Raw genomic sequence first — 17,254 nt, 5'->3', positions numbered from 1 at the left:
AACTTACACCGGAAACGCCTGGGCAAAGCGGCCCAAAGAACTTCCGTCAATAAATGTAAACCTATTGTTGATAAGGATCCTGGTAGCCATCGGGCAAGCGGCGAAACCGCTTGTATTCCCACTGGTACTGTACTGGCGCACGCAGCACACAATCCTCAACACTTCGATTCAGACCGGTCACTGATGTCACCACGTCGTCATCGTATATACGTTCATCGGCTGGCAAAACGACCATTTTAAAGCCTTTCGGCACGCGTTGCGCAAATACACTGACCACTCGACAACCCGTGCGCTGAATCAAACTGTGCACCAGCGTCATGGTTAGCGCCGGCTGGCGAAAAAAGGGAGCCACCTCGGCACCATTGCCAACCTCAGGCACTTGATCGGGCAAAATGCCCACGATCTCACCGCGTTGCAACGCCTTCAGTAACTGACTGACACCACGACGATTGGTTGGTGCCATATCAATGTTGGGTTTACTGCGCCCGACCAGCACCAATTTGTCCAGACCCGGCTGGCGAGGAGGCTGATAGAGCGCCGTCAGGCGGGCATAGCTGGCCAGAAACGGGGCCACCACCTCCCAGTTGCCCAGGTGCGGCGCCAACACCAACACACCCCGGCCCTCTGCCAGTGCCGCTTTTAGTGCTTCATCACCTTCCACACCCCGAATACGGCGTTGAAGCCAAGGCCAGGAATGCCGCCACACGGCGGCTGCTTCCGCGGCCGTTTTGCCCGTTTCTGTCAGGCTTTGGCGCACCAGTCGCTCGCGGGCCCGCCCCGTGATGTGCGGCTGGCAGTGCGCCAGATTCTGCCGGGTAATACGCGCTGAACGCCCACTGGAGAGCCAAGTCATCCAGCCCACAGTGGCACCCATAGCGCGCCCCACACCCAACGGCAACGCACCGATCAATTTCAGCAGCCCAAGCGCCAGTGTTTCTTTCAATCCTGCTGTCCTCCCAGCCCTCTCGTCACACAGCTCCAAGGCTGTTCAGAGTGAGCCCCAACGGCAAAAATCCACCACGGCTTCTCCAGAAACCGAAGGAGACGTCAACTTCTGGAGCAGTTTACGGGAAAATGCGTCCGGACTGAACGCCAGCCGTACCAATCCACCCCCTTCTACCGGTATAATCGCCGGTTTTGTGCACTGCCGGTGCCCAATCAATTTTTCGACCCCATGCTGGGAGGCAACATCCTCGTGACCGACAGCCAAACCGCCGAACGCCCCGATATAGGAACCTTTCAGGGGCTGATTCTCGCCCTGCAGTCGTACTGGGCCCGCCAGGGTTGTGTGATTCTGCAGCCTCTGGATATGGAAGTTGGCGCTGGCACCTTTCACCCGTCCACGTTCCTGCGCGCGATTGGCCCGGAAACCTGGAACGCGGCCTATGTGCAACCGTGCCGCCGCCCCACCGATGGACGCTACGGTGAAAACCCCAACCGCTTGCAGCACTATTATCAGTTCCAAGTGGTCATGAAACCCTCTCCCACGGATATTCAGGAACTGTATCTGGGCTCCCTGAGGGAACTGGGCATTGATCCGGCGGTGCATGACATCCGCTTTGTGGAAGACAACTGGGAGTCTCCGACACTCGGCGCCTGGGGCCTGGGCTGGGAAGTGTGGCTGAACGGCATGGAAGTCACCCAGTTTACCTATTTCCAACAGGCTGGCGGCCTGGAGTGTTACCCGGTCACCGGGGAGATCACGTATGGCCTGGAGCGAATCGCCATGTATCTGCAGGGCGTGGACTCCATCTTCGATCTGGTGTGGACCATTAACCCGGCGGGCGACAAGGTCACGTACGGGGATGTGTTTCATCAAAATGAAGTGGAAATGTCTCACTATAATTTCGAGCAGGCCGACACCGAGTTTCTGTTCCACAGTTTTGATGTTTACGAACGCGAGAGCACCCGCCTGATTGAACAGGGCCTGCCGCTGCCCGCGTATGAAATGGTCATGAAAGCGTCACACGCTTTCAACCTGCTGGACGCCCGCCACGCCATTTCCGTGACCGAGCGCCAGCGCTTCATTCTTCGCGTGCGCACCCTGGCAAGAGCCGTGGCGCAAGCCTATTTCGATACGCGCAAATCGCTCGGCTTCCCGCTGGCCCCCGACGCATTACGCAACGAACTTCTCGCCGCCGCCGAGGGAGACAAGTCATGAGCGCCGATTTTTTGTTTGAACTGGGCACCGAAGAACTGCCCCCCAAAGCTCTGAAAACCCTGATGAACGCGCTGCGCGATGGCGTTGCCCAAGGCCTGGCGTCACAGGATCTTGCCTACGACTCTCTGCATGCCTACGCCAGTCCGCGCCGCCTGGCGATACTGGTCAGAGAGTTGGCCGAGCAAACCCCCGTGCGCGAAGTGCTCACCTGGGGTCCACCCGCCAAAATCGCCTTTGACGCAGAGGGCCAGCCAACCAAGGCCGCCGAAGCCTTCGCCGCCAAAAACGGCCTCAGCGTCAGTGAGCTGGCCACTGAGAACGACGGCAAGGCTGACAAGCTGGTGGCCCGTACTCGCGCCGGCGGTCAGTCCGTGACCGAATTGCTCGGCGGCATTGTCAACGACGCCTTGGGCAAGCTGCCTATCGCCAAGCGCATGCGCTGGGGCGCAAGCCGCACCGAGTTTGTCCGCCCGGTTCACTGGCTGGTCATGCTTTATGGGGAGCAAGTGGTAGACGCAAGCGTACTCGGCCTGCAAGCCGGTCGTCAGACACGCGGCCACCGTTTCCACTACAACCGTGATATCGAGCTGTTCAGCCCGCACGACTACCTGGAAACGCTGGCGTCCACCGGTTACGTGCTGGCCGACAGGGACGCGCGCCGCCAATTGATTCGCGAACAGGTAGAGGCCGAGGCGAAAGCCGTCAACGGCACCGCTGTTATTGATAACGAATTGCTCGATGAAGTGACCGCGCTGGTAGAGTGGCCGGTGGCGTTGCTGGGTAACTTTGAAGAGCGGTTCCTTTCCGTGCCCGCCGAAGCGCTGATCGCCTCGATGAAAGAGCATCAGAAATATTTTCATGTGGTGGATAGCAACGGCCAGTTGATGCCGCACTTCATCACCGTGGCCAACCTCGAAAGCGAAGACCCGGCTCAGGTGATCGACGGGAACGAGCGGGTGATCCGCCCGCGCTTGTCGGACGCCGCTTTCTTTTTCGAAACCGACCTGAAGCACAGCCTGGAAAGTCGCCGCGACGCGCTCAAGTCCATTGTGTTTCAAAAGCAACTGGGCAGTCTTTTCGAGAAAACCGAGCGCATTGCTGCCCTGGCCAAACACATTGCCGCCGAACTCGGTGTCGATACAGCACTGGCCGAGCGCGCCGGACAGCTGTGCAAATCCGACCTGGTCACCGAAATGGTGCTGGAGTTCGACAACATGCAGGGTATTGCGGGCTACTATTACGCCCGCAATGATGGCGAGCCCAATGACGTCGCCCTCGCGATGCAGGAACAGTACCAGCCGCGCTTTGCCGGCGATGCACTGCCCACCTCCACCACGGGCGCCATCATCGCGCTGGCGGACCGCCTGGATACCATTACCGGCATTTTCGGTATCGGCCAGCAGCCCACCGGTTCAAAAGATCCCTTTGCCCTGCGTCGCGCCAGCCTTGGTGTACTGCGTTTGCTGGTGGATAAAGGCCTGGATCTGGATTTACGCCAGCTTCTGGAAAGTGCCGTCATGCAACACACCGGCCTGACCGATACCGACGGTCTGGTGGATCGCATTCTGGATTACATGCTGGAGCGCTTCCGTGCCTGGTATGAGGACCTGGGCATTCCCGTCGAGGTGTTTCTCGCCGTCAGTGCCCGTCAGGTGACCAATCCGCTGGATATTGACCGACGCGTCAAAGCCGTTCACGAGTTCTACCAGTTGCCCCAGGCACAGGCATTGGCCGCCGCCAATAAACGGGTAGCCAACATTCTGAGCAAGTCGGATGGCGGTGCCGCATCGGTCGATCCCCAGTTACTGCAAGAAGCCGCAGAACAGGCACTGGCCGAAGCCGTGGCCACCAAAACTCAACAGGTCACGCCACTGTTCAAGCAGCGCACCTACACTGAAGCGTTGACCCAGCTGGCTGATTTGCAGGAACCCGTGGACCGCTTTTTTGATCAGGTCATGGTCAACGCTGACAACGAACCGTTGCGCAATAACCGCCTGGCGTTACTGCGCCAACTGGGTGATCTGTTCCTGGCCGTCGCTGATGTTTCACTGTTGGCGCCCAGTAAAAGCTAACGTTTATTGTCGTACCCATTTGCTGTCGTACCCAATAAGGGAGCACCGCCATGAAACTGATCATTCTGGACCGGGATGGCGTGATCAATGAAGACGCCGGTGACTACATCCGGTCTGCCGACGAGTGTCAGCCTATCCCCGGCAGCATCGAAGCCATCGCCCGGCTCAGTCGCGCCGGCTTCACGCCCGTGGTGGCCACCAACCAGTCCGGCCTCGCACGCGGCCTCTTTGATCTGGATGATCTGGAGGCGATGCATGCCAAACTATCGGCTCTGGTAGAGGAGCATGGCGGCAAGCTAGAAGCTATTTTCTACTGCCCTCATCACCCGGACGACGACTGTAAATGCCGTAAACCGCGTACCGGCATGCTCGACGCTATGGAAGCGGAGTTCAATACTTCAGTGCAGGGCACCTGGTTTATTGGGGACAACCTCAAGGATCTTCAGGCAGCGCTTGCCAAAGGCTGTCGCCCCTGCCTCGTGCGAACCGGGCGGGGCGCCACTACCGAGGCCACCCTGGCCGATCACTTTGACGAACATACATTGGCCGATCTGTTACGGTTTGATGACCTCGCCTCAGCGGCGGATGCCTTGCTGAGTAACGCTGACGCCTCTGACCTGGGATAACGCACTGTGTTGTATTGTTGTTTTCTCTACATCCGGGCCGCCCTGTTTAACATCGGCTACTTTGGCTCGGGTGTTATTTTCGGCACGCTGAGCTCTCTGATCTGGCCACTGCTGCCTTATCCGCAGCGTTACCGGCTGATTAACCAGTGGAATCGCTTTGTAATGCTATGGCTGCGCCTGTGCTGCGGCGTTCGCATTGAAATGCGTGGTCATGTACATAAAGAGCGACAGCCTTATGTGATCATGTCCAAACACCAGTGCGTCTGGGAAACCCTGTATTTGCAGCTGTTGTTTCAGCCGATGTCGACTATCCTGAAAAAAGAATTGCTGCGCATTCCTTTCTTTGGCTGGGGCCTCGCAGCGTTGAAGCCTATTGCCATTGACCGGCGCAATAAAACCAAGGCCTTGCGAGAGGTCAAAACCAAAGGTGTGCAGGCGTTAAATAACGGCAACAGCGTACTGATTTTTCCGGAAGGCACCCGAACACTGCCGGGCGAAGTCGTAAACTATGCGCGTAGCGGGGCCGACATTGCTTGCGCCGCTGGTCGACCAGTGATTCCCGTCGCCCACAACGCCGCCGAGTGCTGGCCTCACAAACAATTCCTGAAATATCCCGGCACGATCACCATTGTGATCGGCGAACCGATCGACAGCGACGGCAAGGACCGCAAGCAGCTGACCGAAGAGGTCAAGGAATGGATTGAAACCACCGCCGCCCAATTACCCGCGGGCCGCAGGGACGGTCAACGTCCCTGGTTGAAAGAGTAGCGACCTTCACTGCCACACTGGGAGTGCATAAGACGGGGATACCATTATGAGGCACGCCGTGAACCCATCCATGGGGGCTCGGGTTACCCGCCATCCAGGCGGGTAACGGCCTCATAATGGTATCCCCGTCTTATGCGGTTCGTGCCAATAGCGTGTCTTACTGACAGGGCACCTTGCCCAGACTCAATACGTAGTAAATATCACCTGCTAGTGGCGAGTTGAAGGGCAGCTGTCCGTACTTGCCCGCTGTGGCGCTCACGTAATCAATCAGGTCCTGCCCGGCGTTCAGACGGAATTCGTTGATGGTGGAGCGAGAATCCGCGGTGTATTGCTGCGATAGATCAGCGACACTGCCACCGGCATCGGTGAGTTGGGTTTGCGTCGCTGCATTCACATCACAGGCCGAATTGCCGAACCACAGGTAGACGCCATCACCGCGATAATTACTGTTGCTGCGAATATCGCGGGTCAGGTTACCCTGCAATTCGGCCAAGGCATCGTTGATATCGTCTTTTTCCTGGAAGGCTTCGTTCACGACAATGGCGTTGTCTTCCCACAATAACGTACCACCGACTCGCACGCTGAAGATGTCTTTGCGATAGTTCACGAAAACGTTGTTGAACATATGCGATGTACCACGACGCAACAGCGGTACACGCCGCGCCGTATTACCGAACTCAAAGTAGAGATCATCGCGGGTCACGAAGGCATTGTGGTGCATGGTTGTCGTGATGCTTTCGTTAATGGTACGGCTGTCACTGGAACCGTGAAGAGTAGACCGCTTTACATCCACCACCCGGTTGAATGACATGGTGATATCGTATGCGCCAACTTTCACATCAAACGCGGAATCACCCGTGAGGTCGAAGGTATTCTTGTGAATCCAGATATCGTGGGATTCACCGGTAGAGCGAATCATATCCGGGTCCAACCCATGGTCTTCCGTGTGGCCAGCGCCCCGGAAATCCAGATGAGTCAAGATAACACTGTTCGCTGTTTGCGTGGCCTGCCCGGAGCTGTCTTTGCCAATCGCAAAACCGCTGAAGCGGAAATAGGCGTTGCTCATTCGACCATCGAGCGTTGTGTTGGAACCGATGACCGGGTTACGGATTGGCAAGTCTTTGTCATCCAGACGATCATTGAAGAATTCTTCCAGGCACTGAATATCATCGCTGTATCCGTTGTTGTCGCACCACTGGCGGTAATCGATACACTCTGCCTCGGTACCGCCAATCGCACTTAACACATCCGGTTCGCTGCATTGCAAGCGATACATGCCAATTTCGGAATCGCTGGCAAAGTCATTCTTGTCGAAAACAATCCAGTTATGATCATCATCACTGATGGCATCCAGAATCTGCTGTTCCACCGAGGTACTGTCGCTTTTGGTGATGACCGTTAACTGGCTGTTGCCATTTGGATCATATCCCCCAAGCGCATTCTCGCCATAACCGACAGCCCGGCCCAGCGTTTGCGCCAGACATTCAACAATTTCCTGGTCTGTTTGCAACGAGGTATCGTACCAGTTGACCGTCGGGTCTGTAGCAAGGTCTACGCAGTCATTACTGATCGGACCGGAGTAATCCGGGAATCCAACGCTGCTGGAGCTGCTACTGGAAGACGAATTGCTCTGTGAAGAATCGCTGCTGGATGAAGAGCTTTCCGAGCTGCTTTCACTGCTGCTCTGGGATGAGCTTTGTGATGAGCTGCTTTCGCTGCTGGAGGATTCACTGCTGGAGCTGCCACCGCCGGTCTCGTAGTACACCTCGAACTCACTGATTTGTGGCGCACTGGAAGCGCTCTCGATAACCAGGTTAACCTTGTACACGTTTTGGTCGCCGAAGCCGGAAATAATTCGCTCGCTTCCAAGGGATGAGCCAGAGGCGAATACCGTTCCAGTATCGTGGTCCTCCAGTCTCCAACTGGTCGTCGTGCCATTGAGTTCACGAATGATCACAGTGTTGAAACTGGCCCCGATATTCTTGACGCCAATGCGTTCATTGTTAGTGCCGCTCGGCTGCCAATAGCTCGATAAGTTGCCGTCAATGACGTTACCGTAACTGGAGCCACCGCCTTTACTGGAGCCATCCGCGCCAGCCCCCAAAGCCAAATTGGGACCGAGATCGGCGTAGGCCACACCGGCACTGAACAGAGAAGCACAAAACAGCGTAGAGACGTATCGGGTGATACGTCCAGGAGGGTTGATGATCTTCATTAGACTTACCTTATTGTCAATGTTTATGATTTTTTAGGTATCCTTTCCGAACGACTCCCCATCTCTCAGCGAGCTGATTCAATCACACATTCCACGCCTAAAAAGTGAATTTCATCTCATTTGAGGGGCCGTGCTAGAGCGATTTGAAATGGCAGATGCCTTTATTATCAGGTTTTCTAATGTAGGGGGCCGGCGCTTTTCTCATAGCGAGTTGCTGCAACCGCTATAAAAAATCCCGCTGACAATAATGCCAGCGGGATTCAACCTGAACCGTTCTTAATGGATAGCCGAAGTGTTAAGGCGCTACGCAGTTGCTGATTACATCAGCACCGGCATTGGCCAGTACATGCGCCTTGGCGTCCGAGGCCGGCAGGCGATTGTAACCATAGGGTGGGGTATAACTAACCGTGGATTGCACATTGGGTCCGGCCGTCACGCCGTCGCCACTCTGCCACGTCACATTATTGAATATGTTGTCCTGAACATCCCAGTAACCAATATCACTGCTGTAGAACGACACAATTGGGTTCTGGGCATTCTCGAACACATTGCCTTCAATGCGAATGGTCGCGCCCATACGGGAATTAATACCGGTGCTCAGCACACCGTCGTAAAAATTATTCACTACGTGACCTTCCCCAAACCGGAACAGCGGCAAGCGCGAGTTGGCATTCTCCCAATGGTTGCCCCAGAACGTCACACGCCGATGGGAATCATCGCCATCGCTACTGCCCCACAGCGAGGTTTTCCAGCTATCGCGCAGTATGTTGTAACTGATGGTGATGTTGTCGATATTGTTTTTACCGCTGACCAGCTCGTCGTAGTAGTCCTTATCCACATCCAGAGAATTGTAGAAGGTATTGTGATCGATCCAGACATTGCTGGACGGCCCATCGATGGTGATGTGATCCTTATCACCGATGCGGACATAACGCATAGTAACGTTGCGCACAATCACATTGTTGGCACGCCAGATTTTAATACCAATGCCATCGAACAGCGCGTTATTGCCAACGCCGATGATGGAAACATCATCCATATCCTTGATATCAAATTTACTGCCGCTGGAGTTTCCAGGCGTGATCGTGCCGTTCACATAAATCGTCAGCGGATTGCTGCCTTTATTACTCAAGGCATCTTCCAGCTGTGTGCCGGTGGACACGGTAACGACATCACCTCCGGCGCCGCCAGTGGTGCCACCACCCATGGAGGCAAAGCCGCGCACCGTATTCGCCTCCTGACAGGAAAGCACCATGCCCGGCGTACCCGGTGTGGAAGAGCTACTGGAGGAAGAGCTCGATGAAGAGAAGGAAGAGCTGGACGACGACGAGTTGCTGGACGACGAAGAGCTGCTGGAAGAGGAGCTTCCCGAGCCGCTGTCATTGTAGATTTCAAATTCCGCGATTTGCGGTGCGCTGTTGGCGCTTTCAATAACCAGATTCACTTTGTACATTTGCTGATCGCCAAAACCGCTGATCACGCGCTCCGAGCCAAGCGACGATCCGGAGGCCAACACTTCGCCAGTGTCGTGATTTTCCAGTCGCCAGCTGGTGGTGACCGCATTCAATTCCCGAATGATCACGGTGTTGAAGGTTCCGTAGAAATTCTTCACGCCGATCCGCTCACCGCTGGTCCCGTTGGGCTGCCAGTAACTGGACAAGTCACCATCGACAACATTGCCATAACTGGTGCCACCGCCTTTGCTGGAACCATCGGCGCCACCGCTGAGCGCAAGATTGCTGCCCAGATCAGCATGAGCCAGGGAGTGGAAGGAACATAGGGTACTGCACACGGCAATAGCAAGAATCCGGCGCAAATGCCGGTTGGGGTTGATGATCTTCATGGTGATAACCTTTCATTAACATTATGATTTTTTGGTTCAGGCTGTGTGTTTCCCTACGTATAGCTCCTGTCTCTCACGACCCACTTCATTCAAGCACAAGAATTTTAAGGCGACTTGCGACACAGCTCTCAAAAATCAACAGTCAACCGCACCGATCCCAATAGGGACGCATTTTTCATTGTTGTTTAGATGGATTTGCAATATGACGGCGACATGCTATTAAGAAACGGAAACGCCGAGCGCGACTCTCAAGCCGGCGCGCGGCGGTAATCAGGAGGGGTTGTCCAAGTGCCGGTAACGATTTTTTAGTTGCTGGTGGCGGTTTTTCACTTCAATCCACTGACTCATATACTGAGTGCTTCGGTGTTGCTGGTGACGAAGCAACGTGCCCACCACATTGTGGCGGCGATGTTTCTCTAAATCGGCCATGACGGCGGCGACGCAGGAGGCGAGATTCGCACGATGAGGTGGGGCGGCAAACCGCTCGCGAAGCATTGTCGCGGCACGGGCCTGAGACGCCGACCATAGCTCGACGTCCTCATACAGGGTAACCGCTGCCTCGACCAACGCGTCGGCATTGTCTGCCACAATACCCGGCCAGGTCGGGGCTTCTCCCATCCCCTCCGCCCCAAGCGAGGTGGTCACACTCGGTGTGCCCGTCATCATGGCGTCAAGCAGTTTGCCTTTCTGCCCGGCACCAAACCGCAATGGTGCCAGGCACACGCGCGAAGATCGCATAACGGCCAGCGCGTCTGGCGCCCAGCCCTTCACCAAAAAACCCTGTTTGGGCTGATTCAATGCCGTGGCTTTGGGCGGCGGATAAGCGCCGTAGACATGCAGTTCGGCCGCCGGAAGTCGGGCACGAATCGCGGGCCACAATTGATGTTTCAACCACAGCACCGCGTCCCAATTGGGCGCATGGCGAAAATTACCCATACTGATAAAGTGACGCCGTTCCTCAAAATCCGGTAGCAGGCTCGCTGGACGGTCCTCGTCCGCAGCGTCTGGCGGCTCGGCCAGTAACGGCAAATAACACAGCAGCGAGGCGGGCACTCCGAACCACTGTTGAAGCAACCTCATTTCAAATGGAGAGATCATCAAGCTGAGGTCGCTGCGATAGATCGACGCCAGTTCACGCTGAGCGATATCGCTTTGCATCATTTCGTCAAACAGCGCATCCGGTGCTTCCAGCACGGGTCCCACACGGTGTCGCTCCACGATACCCGTATAGGCTTGCTGGTGTTTTCTTAACCGTTCCCCGCGGATCGCACGAAGACTGTGCAAGTCTTCGGTATCCAGCAATCGCATCGCCTCCGGACAGGTGCGTTCCACCCGCCAGCCAAATTGCTCCTCGGTCATAAAGCGATCGAACATCACCGCGTCAGGCGCCTGTTGGGCCAGCCAGTCATCAAAGCTTGAATCGTTGAGTGCGATGCGCGCCTGCGCCACCCCCATGGCCGCCAAGTCCACGCCGTGCTCTGAGTATTGCGCGGCACTGGCAAAGGTAATGCGCCAGCGCATTATCTGGAACATCGCCAGCAGCTGGCACAGCCGGGAACCCGCCGCGGAAGAGGCGGGCTCCGGCCAAACACTGCCGATTACGATGAGGTGCCGCAAGGGGGAGGGGTGCTGCATGAAAACGGGTTAAAATTTCCAGCCCAGCTGCAAGGTGCCAAACTTCTGCCTGGCACTGGCGTTTTTATCCAGATTGGTATTGGCCACGAAGCTGAATGACACGCTTAAACGGCTCCAGGAGTATGAGAATCCGGCGTAGGTCGCGTACTGATCGTGCCGAAGATCAGCACTCTGACCGGAGCGCAGACCGCCACCGCTGATGAATATCTGGTTGTATACATAGGTCGCACTGGCCCCAAGATACACGTTCCAGCCACCGTCAATCGCCATCGGATTGCTCACGCGGCCCACCAGCTGCGAAGCCGTGCCAAAGCTGCGATCAAGCCGTGTCCCGAACCGCACCAGCATCGCTGAGCCCGCTGAACTCTCAAGGTTACCGAGTGAACCACTGCCGATGAGCAACAAGTCCAAGTGCGGCTCTTCGGTGGGCGCCGGACCAAAGCGCCACACACGAATTCGCTCAATTTGCCCGACGGGCTCGTCTTTGATCTGGTAATCCCAGCCCCGCGGTTCCGTGGCGCCCACCATACGGTGAACCGCACGCTGCACCTCTTCCGCACCCGACGACGGCCCTACAATACCCACCGTCACCGACAGGGTATCGGCGACATCCTTGCCCACCACGGTATACGCGGAGCGAAGCTGCAACAGGCCCGCGTAGGGGGCATCATCTTCATCCGGCACCACTTTCTCAATATCCTTTGGCGTCATCATTGCCTGGCCGAGTGTGTAAGCACTGACTTCAAGATTGCCTTCGGCTTCAGGCATTAGCCAGCTTTCGAACGGGCGTGTCAACCAGGGCGTTCCGTAATGATCCGGGTGGGTATCCGACAGGTCGAACCAGGATAGATACAGACCGTTGGTGTAGCCGCCCCCGTCGGAGCCGGCAAATAAATCGTTGTGCCAAACCCCCGTAAACCAGTCAATATCCCCGGCCCGGGCAGAAGATACACTCACCAGCAAGGCGGCGGAAAAGGCAAACAGACAGACGCGCATTCGACAGCTCCAACATCGTCGCATAACACCGAACACACCGGTGAGAATAGACGGGGTTTATGGAAGGGGCTCCCCGTACCGGGGCCACAGATGGGCGGCCACCACCTCGAAGGGAGGTGGCCAGACTATCACAGTCTCAGGAAATTTCCCGGGCAGAGTCTCAGGGATTGTCCTTGGTTATTCGACCGTTTCAATGAAGCAGATCACTATCAAGGTCTTCATCACCGGGACGCTCCTTGGTGATATAGACCTTGTAATGCTCTCGGTAATCTTCCAAGTCAGAAGCCAACTGTTCCCGAAATTGATTGGACAGAAAGTCCAGCGCCGGAGCCATTTCTTCCGTGTACTCCTTGCGGTCAATCGAGGACGCTGCCACCACAAAGGCATTGAAACGAGCGCTGGCCTGGAGCAGAGCGGCGGACACCAGGGCGGGATCTTGCGCCTCTCCAACGGCTTCATTCGCCTGTTCGATAAAGTGATCCACCAGCGCCCAGAAGGCTTCTTCATCACGCGATTGGGTCATGTACGTCTCCAGTAGGGTCCGAACGGGAATGTGAACGGGAACGAGCCCGACGGCGCCAGGTCCGCCATGCTTTCCAACGGTGACCGAAGCGATCCGCCGTCAAGTACAGCGTAGGCACCAGAATGAGAGTCACAGCGGTGGCAAAGAGTACCCCAAACGCCAGAGAGATGACCATAGGGATCAGAAACCGCGCCTGCACACTTTGCTCAGCCATAATCGGCATCAGGCCGATAAAGGTCGTCACCGAGGTCAGAACAATGGCCCGGAAACGGTCCCGACCCGCCTGAATGACAGCATCCAATACCGCAAGTCCTTGTTGTCGAAGGGTGTTGATACGGTCAAGCAATACCAGGTTGTCATTGACCACCACACCGGCACAGGCAATAAAGCCGAGCATGGAGAGCATGCTGATCTCCCGCCCCATCACCAGATGACCGACAATCGCCCCCATGAACCCGAAAGGAATGGCGGTCAGAATCACGATAGGCTGCCAATAGGAGCGGAAGTTAACGGCCATCAATCCGTAAATCAGCAATACCGCTAATAAGAAGTTCTTGCTGAGCGAGGCCATAAAGTCGGCCTGATCCTGCATATTGCCATCCGGCGCCAACGTCAAGCCGGGGAACTGCCTTTGCCAGTCGGGCAGGTTGCGACGCAACAGCTCCCCCACAATAGCGTTGGCGTCTTCCCCTTCGTCAACGCTCGCCCGGATACCAATAGTCCGTTTGCGATCGCGTCTCTGAATGGAGGTGTAACCGGGCGTGAAGTCGATTTCCGCCACTTCCTGCAGAGGGACCTGAGTGCCGTCCGGCAGCCGGATGCGCATACGATCCAGCTGGGACACATGGCGGCGCTCACTTTGCGGATATCGAACCAGCACCCGGACATCTTCAATCCCTCTGGGAATACGCTGCACTTCGGCGCCATAAAACGCCTGCCGGACCTGCTCGGCTACTTGACCGAGCGTCACTCCCAAAGAATCGGCCTGCGGCTTGAGGCGGATGTTGATCTCAGGACGTGCATCTTCAATGGTGTTCTCCACGTCATACACACCGGCAAAGCTCGCCAGTGCCCGGCTGACGGTTTCTGCCGCCCGGCGCTGAGCGTCCAGATCGTTATCCGAAATGCTCAGGTTCAGGTTAATGTCATCGCCCGCTGCATTAATCGTGAAGTCCAGCCGATACTCCTTGGCTTCGGGGATATCACCTATGAGTTCTCGCCACCGCTGACTCACCGCTGGACTGCCGATTTCACGGTTTTCAGCGTCCGACAGTCCCACGGCGATGTAGATATTGTTGTTCCAGGCCCAGGTTTGGATACCATCGATAAAATCCTGGTCGCCTTCCGCTGTCAGGCGTTCATCGGTTTCCAGTTGCAGTGCCGCTGACTCCACTTGCCGCATGATGCGCCGCGTTTCATGAAAGGGCGTTCCCTCGGGCAGCGTCACCCGCGCTTCCAAATAATCCGACGGCACCATGGGCATAAAACTGACCACCAGCCAGCCGCCAACAAACACCGCCAGCGAGAGAAAAAACGCCACGGAAAAGCCCGCAAGCGTCGCCACCTTGTGCGTCAGCAGGCGATTGAGCGCCCGCAGATAGATCCGATCAGCAAACCAGTCCAGGCTGTCGGCCACCGATTGTCGGGCGCGCGTCAGCCGACGGAGCATCGGATTACGACTTTCGCGTTCCGGTTTCAGGTGGGAAAGGTGGGTGGGCAGAATCAGCAGGCTTTCAACCAGAGAGAACAGCAAACACAGGATTACCACCACCGGAATGGCGAACGTGACGGTCCCCATGGGTCCGGGAATGGACAACATGGGCGCGAAAAAGATCATGGTGCTGATAACAGCCAGAAAGACCGGCACGGCCACCAGCTTTGTGCCACTGGCAGCACCCGCCATGCCTTTGAGTCCCTGTTGATGGCGCGTGTAAATACTCTCCCCCACAATAATGGCGTCATCAACTACAATGCCCAGAACCAACAGGAACGCGAACAGCGAGATCATGTTGACGCTGACGCCTGTGTACGGCAGCAGCCAAATGGCACCGGCAAAGGCGGTGGCAATACCCACGCATACCCAGGCGGCCAGCACCGGTCGAAGGAACAACATCAGCACCACAAAGACCAGTAACAGACCGGTAAACGCGTTTTCCATCAGCAGGTTCAGACGGCTTTCGTACAGCGAGGACATATCCCGCCACACTTCCAGTGTCAGGCCGGGGGGCAACAGCTTCTGGGTACGCTCGATGTAGGCCTCGACCTGCTCCGCCGAAGCGACGATGTCCGGGTTCTCGGTGATGTACAAATCCATAAAGACGGCGGGCTTGCCGTTGTACTGGGCGAATACGCTCCAGTCCTCAAAGCCGTCCCTAATGGTGGCCACATCTTTCAGCAGTACGCGCGTGCCATCGGCACTGGTAATCACCGGAATGCTTCCGAAGTCCGTTGCCGTGTAAGCCTGGTTGCGGGTTTGAATCTGAATATCGCCGCCGTGAGCCCGGATGGTACCGGCCGGTACATTCAGGGAAGACGAGGCTATCGCCTGGGCCACCTGCCCAAAACTCAGACCGTAGCGACGCATATCCACTTCCGAGACTTCAATGCCCATTTCGTAAGGACGCGTCCCGTTCAACTCGGCATAGGTGACCCCGTCGAGTAAGGTCAGCTCATTGCGCACCCGCCAGCCGGTTTCTTTCAGAACGCCTTCGCTGACATCGCCATAGAGAGCCAGCGCCGCCAAGTAGCTGCGACCCACGATCTGGCGCACTACGGGTCGCTCCACATCACCGGGGAAGGTGTTGATGGCATCTACGCGGGTCTTGATATCATTCAGCACTCGCTGCGCGTCGTATCCCTCCACCACCTCAGCGGTCACCGTGCCGTAGCCCTGATTGGACTGCGAGGTGATTTCCTCGATCCCATCGATGTCGGCAATGGCCTCCTCAATCCGGATGGCCACCTGCTCTTCCACCTCCGAGGGGCCGGCTCCAGGGTAGCTCATGGATACTTCGATCATGTCGAGGGAGACGGTCGGGAACACCTCCTTGTCGAGCTTGCCGGTGCTTACCAGCGCTCCCAAAAAGATCATCACCATCAACAGGTTGGCCGCTACGCGGTTCTCGACGAACCATTGAATCCAGCGGTTCATGGCGCAGCCTCAAGGTCGTCTGCCTCTTCGCTGGAGGCCGGTTCGGCGGGCGCATCGGCACCGCCCTCCGCCGCCGGTGCTTCCTCGGCGTCTGTTGCCAGCGCGACCGCGACGCCCGGGCTCACATAGCCCTGGCGATCAATGATGACCCGCTCCCCGTCGCGCAAATCGCCGCGCACCCAGATTCGATCACCGTCCACTTTGAGCACGCGCACTCGCTTTTCCACGACCTGTTGCTCGTCATCCAGCGCGTACAGATGATCGCGCTGAAAAACCGCCGTTAAGGGCAGCGCCGCAATACGCTGCAACGAGCGGCCTTCAATCTCCGCACTGACGAAAGTACCCATCAGCAGAGGGGCCGGATGGCGCTTTGCATTAAAAGGCTCGGGGATTTCGGCAATGGCGTGCAATACCCGGGACTGGGGGTCGAGGCTGGCTTCAGTGCGCACGAGCCGACCGCGCCACTCGTAAGTTTCACCCAAGGTGTGTCCGGTGAACGTCACCACCGGCTGATCGTCGGGGGCAATCTTACGACCCAGCGGCAGATCCAGCAGCGCGGATTGATCGTCGGTCAGCGGCAGACGGATCTGAGCCACGGCGTCGTCGTATAGCTCGGCCACGGCGGTCCCCGGCGCCACATACTGACCAAGATCCGCAAGGGTTTCGCGGATCCGGCCATCAAACGGCGCACGGATTTCCGAACGCTCAAGGTCCAATTGCCTCTGGTCACGCTCAGCGCGAGCGGCCGCGAGGGAAGCCTCGGCAGAGGCAATTTGAGGGCGCCGCAGAAACAGATCGTTAGCCGCTTCATTCTCCAAATCTCGCCACTCCCGCTCGGCCTGGCGTGCTCGCCCGCGTTCTTCGGCCAGTACGCGCTCGGCCTCCCGAAGCTGGGCATTCGCACTGGCCAACGCGTGGCGATAATCCCTGGGGTCCAGACGCACAAGCCAGTCACCCTGCGCAAAACGCCCCCCATCTGCGAAGTCCGAGGCTGTCTCCACGATCTGGCCCGCTACCTGGCTTACCAGCTGGATTTGCCGACGAGGTTCCACCGTTCCCTGCGTCACCACGCTCAGCGCACGATCCTCCAGTTCCACTGGCACCACGTTCACCGTGGGTTTAGGGGGCTCCGTTTCCGGATGGGGTTCCGGGCGAGGCTTGAGTGTCATTAACGCCACAAAGCCCACTACACCGATAATCACGATCACCACGGCCAGTGGAATACGCCGCAACGCGTTCAATGGTTTCAACGAACAGTCTCCTT

12 protein-coding genes are annotated in these 17,254 nt (G+C 57.0%); 4 read left to right on the top strand and 8 right to left on the bottom strand.

All coding sequences use genetic code 11. The features are described 5' to 3' along the window. Positions 1-61: 61 nt before the first annotated feature. The gene (locus ACQCLF_RS09935; RefSeq protein ID WP_426986784.1) at positions 62-943 is read right to left on the bottom strand and encodes a lysophospholipid acyltransferase family protein; all 882 of its coding nucleotides are present in this window, start codon (positions 941-943) and stop codon (positions 62-64) included. 231 nt (positions 944-1,174) lie between these two features. Between ACQCLF_RS09935 and glyQ the strand changes: the two genes are divergently transcribed. The 4 genes from glyQ to ACQCLF_RS09915 are packed head-to-tail and all read left to right on the top strand — an operon-like array spanning position 1,175 to position 5,627. Beyond that, complete coding sequence (gene glyQ / locus ACQCLF_RS09930) at positions 1,175-2,161, top strand: glycine--tRNA ligase subunit alpha (RefSeq protein WP_426987075.1); 987 nt, start codon at positions 1,175-1,177, stop codon at positions 2,159-2,161. Further along, positions 2,158-4,233 (top strand): glycine--tRNA ligase subunit beta, encoded by a 2,076-nt coding sequence (gene glyS / locus ACQCLF_RS09925; protein WP_426986782.1) that lies wholly within the window; start codon positions 2,158-2,160, stop codon positions 4,231-4,233. The genes glyQ and glyS overlap by 4 nt, the downstream gene beginning before the upstream one ends. 50 nt (positions 4,234-4,283) lie before the next feature. Next, positions 4,284-4,859, top strand: coding sequence for a D-glycero-beta-D-manno-heptose 1,7-bisphosphate 7-phosphatase (gene gmhB, locus ACQCLF_RS09920; protein ID WP_426986780.1), 576 nt, complete (start codon positions 4,284-4,286; stop codon positions 4,857-4,859). Positions 4,860-4,865: 6 nt separating this feature from the next. Beyond that, the gene (locus ACQCLF_RS09915; RefSeq protein WP_426986778.1) at positions 4,866-5,627 is read left to right on the top strand and encodes a lysophospholipid acyltransferase family protein; all 762 of its coding nucleotides are present in this window, start codon (positions 4,866-4,868) and stop codon (positions 5,625-5,627) included. Positions 5,628-5,784: 157 nt separating this feature from the next. On the opposite strand, the gene ACQCLF_RS09910 is transcribed toward ACQCLF_RS09915, so the two are convergent. The 7 genes from ACQCLF_RS09910 to ACQCLF_RS09880 form a co-directional block, all read right to left on the bottom strand. Continuing rightward, positions 5,785-7,842 (bottom strand): pectate lyase, encoded by a 2,058-nt coding sequence (locus ACQCLF_RS09910; protein ID WP_426986776.1) that lies wholly within the window; start codon positions 7,840-7,842, stop codon positions 5,785-5,787. Positions 7,843-8,137: 295 nt separating this feature from the next. Further along, complete coding sequence (locus tag ACQCLF_RS09905) at positions 8,138-9,685, bottom strand: pectate lyase family protein (RefSeq protein ID WP_426986774.1); 1,548 nt, start codon at positions 9,683-9,685, stop codon at positions 8,138-8,140. 270 nt (positions 9,686-9,955) lie between these two features. Next, positions 9,956-11,218, bottom strand: a complete 1,263-nt coding sequence (locus ACQCLF_RS09900) for a glycosyltransferase family 4 protein (protein ID WP_426986772.1) — start codon at positions 11,216-11,218, stop codon at positions 9,956-9,958. A gap of 111 nt (positions 11,219-11,329) precedes the next feature. Next, positions 11,330-12,316, bottom strand: coding sequence for a lipid A deacylase LpxR family protein (locus ACQCLF_RS09895; protein ID WP_426986770.1), 987 nt, complete (start codon positions 12,314-12,316; stop codon positions 11,330-11,332). Between the two features lie 190 nt (positions 12,317-12,506). After that, complete coding sequence (locus ACQCLF_RS09890; protein ID WP_426986768.1) at positions 12,507-12,839, bottom strand: DUF3144 domain-containing protein; 333 nt, start codon at positions 12,837-12,839, stop codon at positions 12,507-12,509. Then, a complete protein-coding gene (locus ACQCLF_RS09885; protein ID WP_426986766.1) occupies positions 12,823-15,990 on the bottom strand; it encodes an efflux RND transporter permease subunit in 3,168 nt (1,055 codons plus the stop codon). The genes ACQCLF_RS09890 and ACQCLF_RS09885 overlap by 17 nt, the downstream gene beginning before the upstream one ends. Next, positions 15,987-17,240, bottom strand: a complete 1,254-nt coding sequence (locus ACQCLF_RS09880) for an efflux RND transporter periplasmic adaptor subunit (RefSeq protein ID WP_426986764.1) — start codon at positions 17,238-17,240, stop codon at positions 15,987-15,989. The genes ACQCLF_RS09885 and ACQCLF_RS09880 overlap by 4 nt, the downstream gene beginning before the upstream one ends. Between the last annotated feature and the right edge of the window lie 14 nt (positions 17,241-17,254).

Source organism: Marinimicrobium sp. ARAG 43.8 (assembly GCF_050113635.1).
In the GTDB taxonomy this organism is placed as follows: Bacteria; Pseudomonadota; Gammaproteobacteria; order Pseudomonadales; family Cellvibrionaceae; genus Marinimicrobium.
Note: the sequence above shows the minus strand (reverse complement) of the source record. Positions and strands in the feature narration are given on the sequence as shown.

What these genes read in the sequence shown, in the direction of transcription:
- glyQ (WP_426987075.1), top strand. Translation starts at nt 1,175, where the DNA reads ATGCTGGGAGGCAACATCCTCGTGACCGACAGCCAAACCGCCGAACGC.
- glyS (WP_426986782.1), top strand. Translation starts at nt 2,158, where the DNA reads ATGAGCGCCGATTTTTTGTTTGAACTGGGCACCGAAGAACTGCCCCCC.
- gmhB (WP_426986780.1), top strand. Translation starts at nt 4,284, where the DNA reads ATGAAACTGATCATTCTGGACCGGGATGGCGTGATCAATGAAGACGCC.
- ACQCLF_RS09910 (WP_426986776.1), bottom strand. Translation starts at nt 7,842, where the DNA reads ATGAAGATCATCAACCCTCCTGGACGTATCACCCGATACGTCTCTACG.
- ACQCLF_RS09905 (WP_426986774.1), bottom strand. Translation starts at nt 9,685, where the DNA reads ATGAAGATCATCAACCCCAACCGGCATTTGCGCCGGATTCTTGCTATT.
- ACQCLF_RS09900 (WP_426986772.1), bottom strand. Translation starts at nt 11,218, where the DNA reads ATGTTCCAGATAATGCGCTGGCGCATTACCTTTGCCAGTGCCGCGCAA.
- ACQCLF_RS09895 (WP_426986770.1), bottom strand. Translation starts at nt 12,316, where the DNA reads ATGCGCGTCTGTCTGTTTGCCTTTTCCGCCGCCTTGCTGGTGAGTGTA.
- ACQCLF_RS09890 (WP_426986768.1), bottom strand. Translation starts at nt 12,839, where the DNA reads ATGACCCAATCGCGTGATGAAGAAGCCTTCTGGGCGCTGGTGGATCAC.
- ACQCLF_RS09885 (WP_426986766.1), bottom strand. Translation starts at nt 15,990, where the DNA reads ATGAACCGCTGGATTCAATGGTTCGTCGAGAACCGCGTAGCGGCCAAC.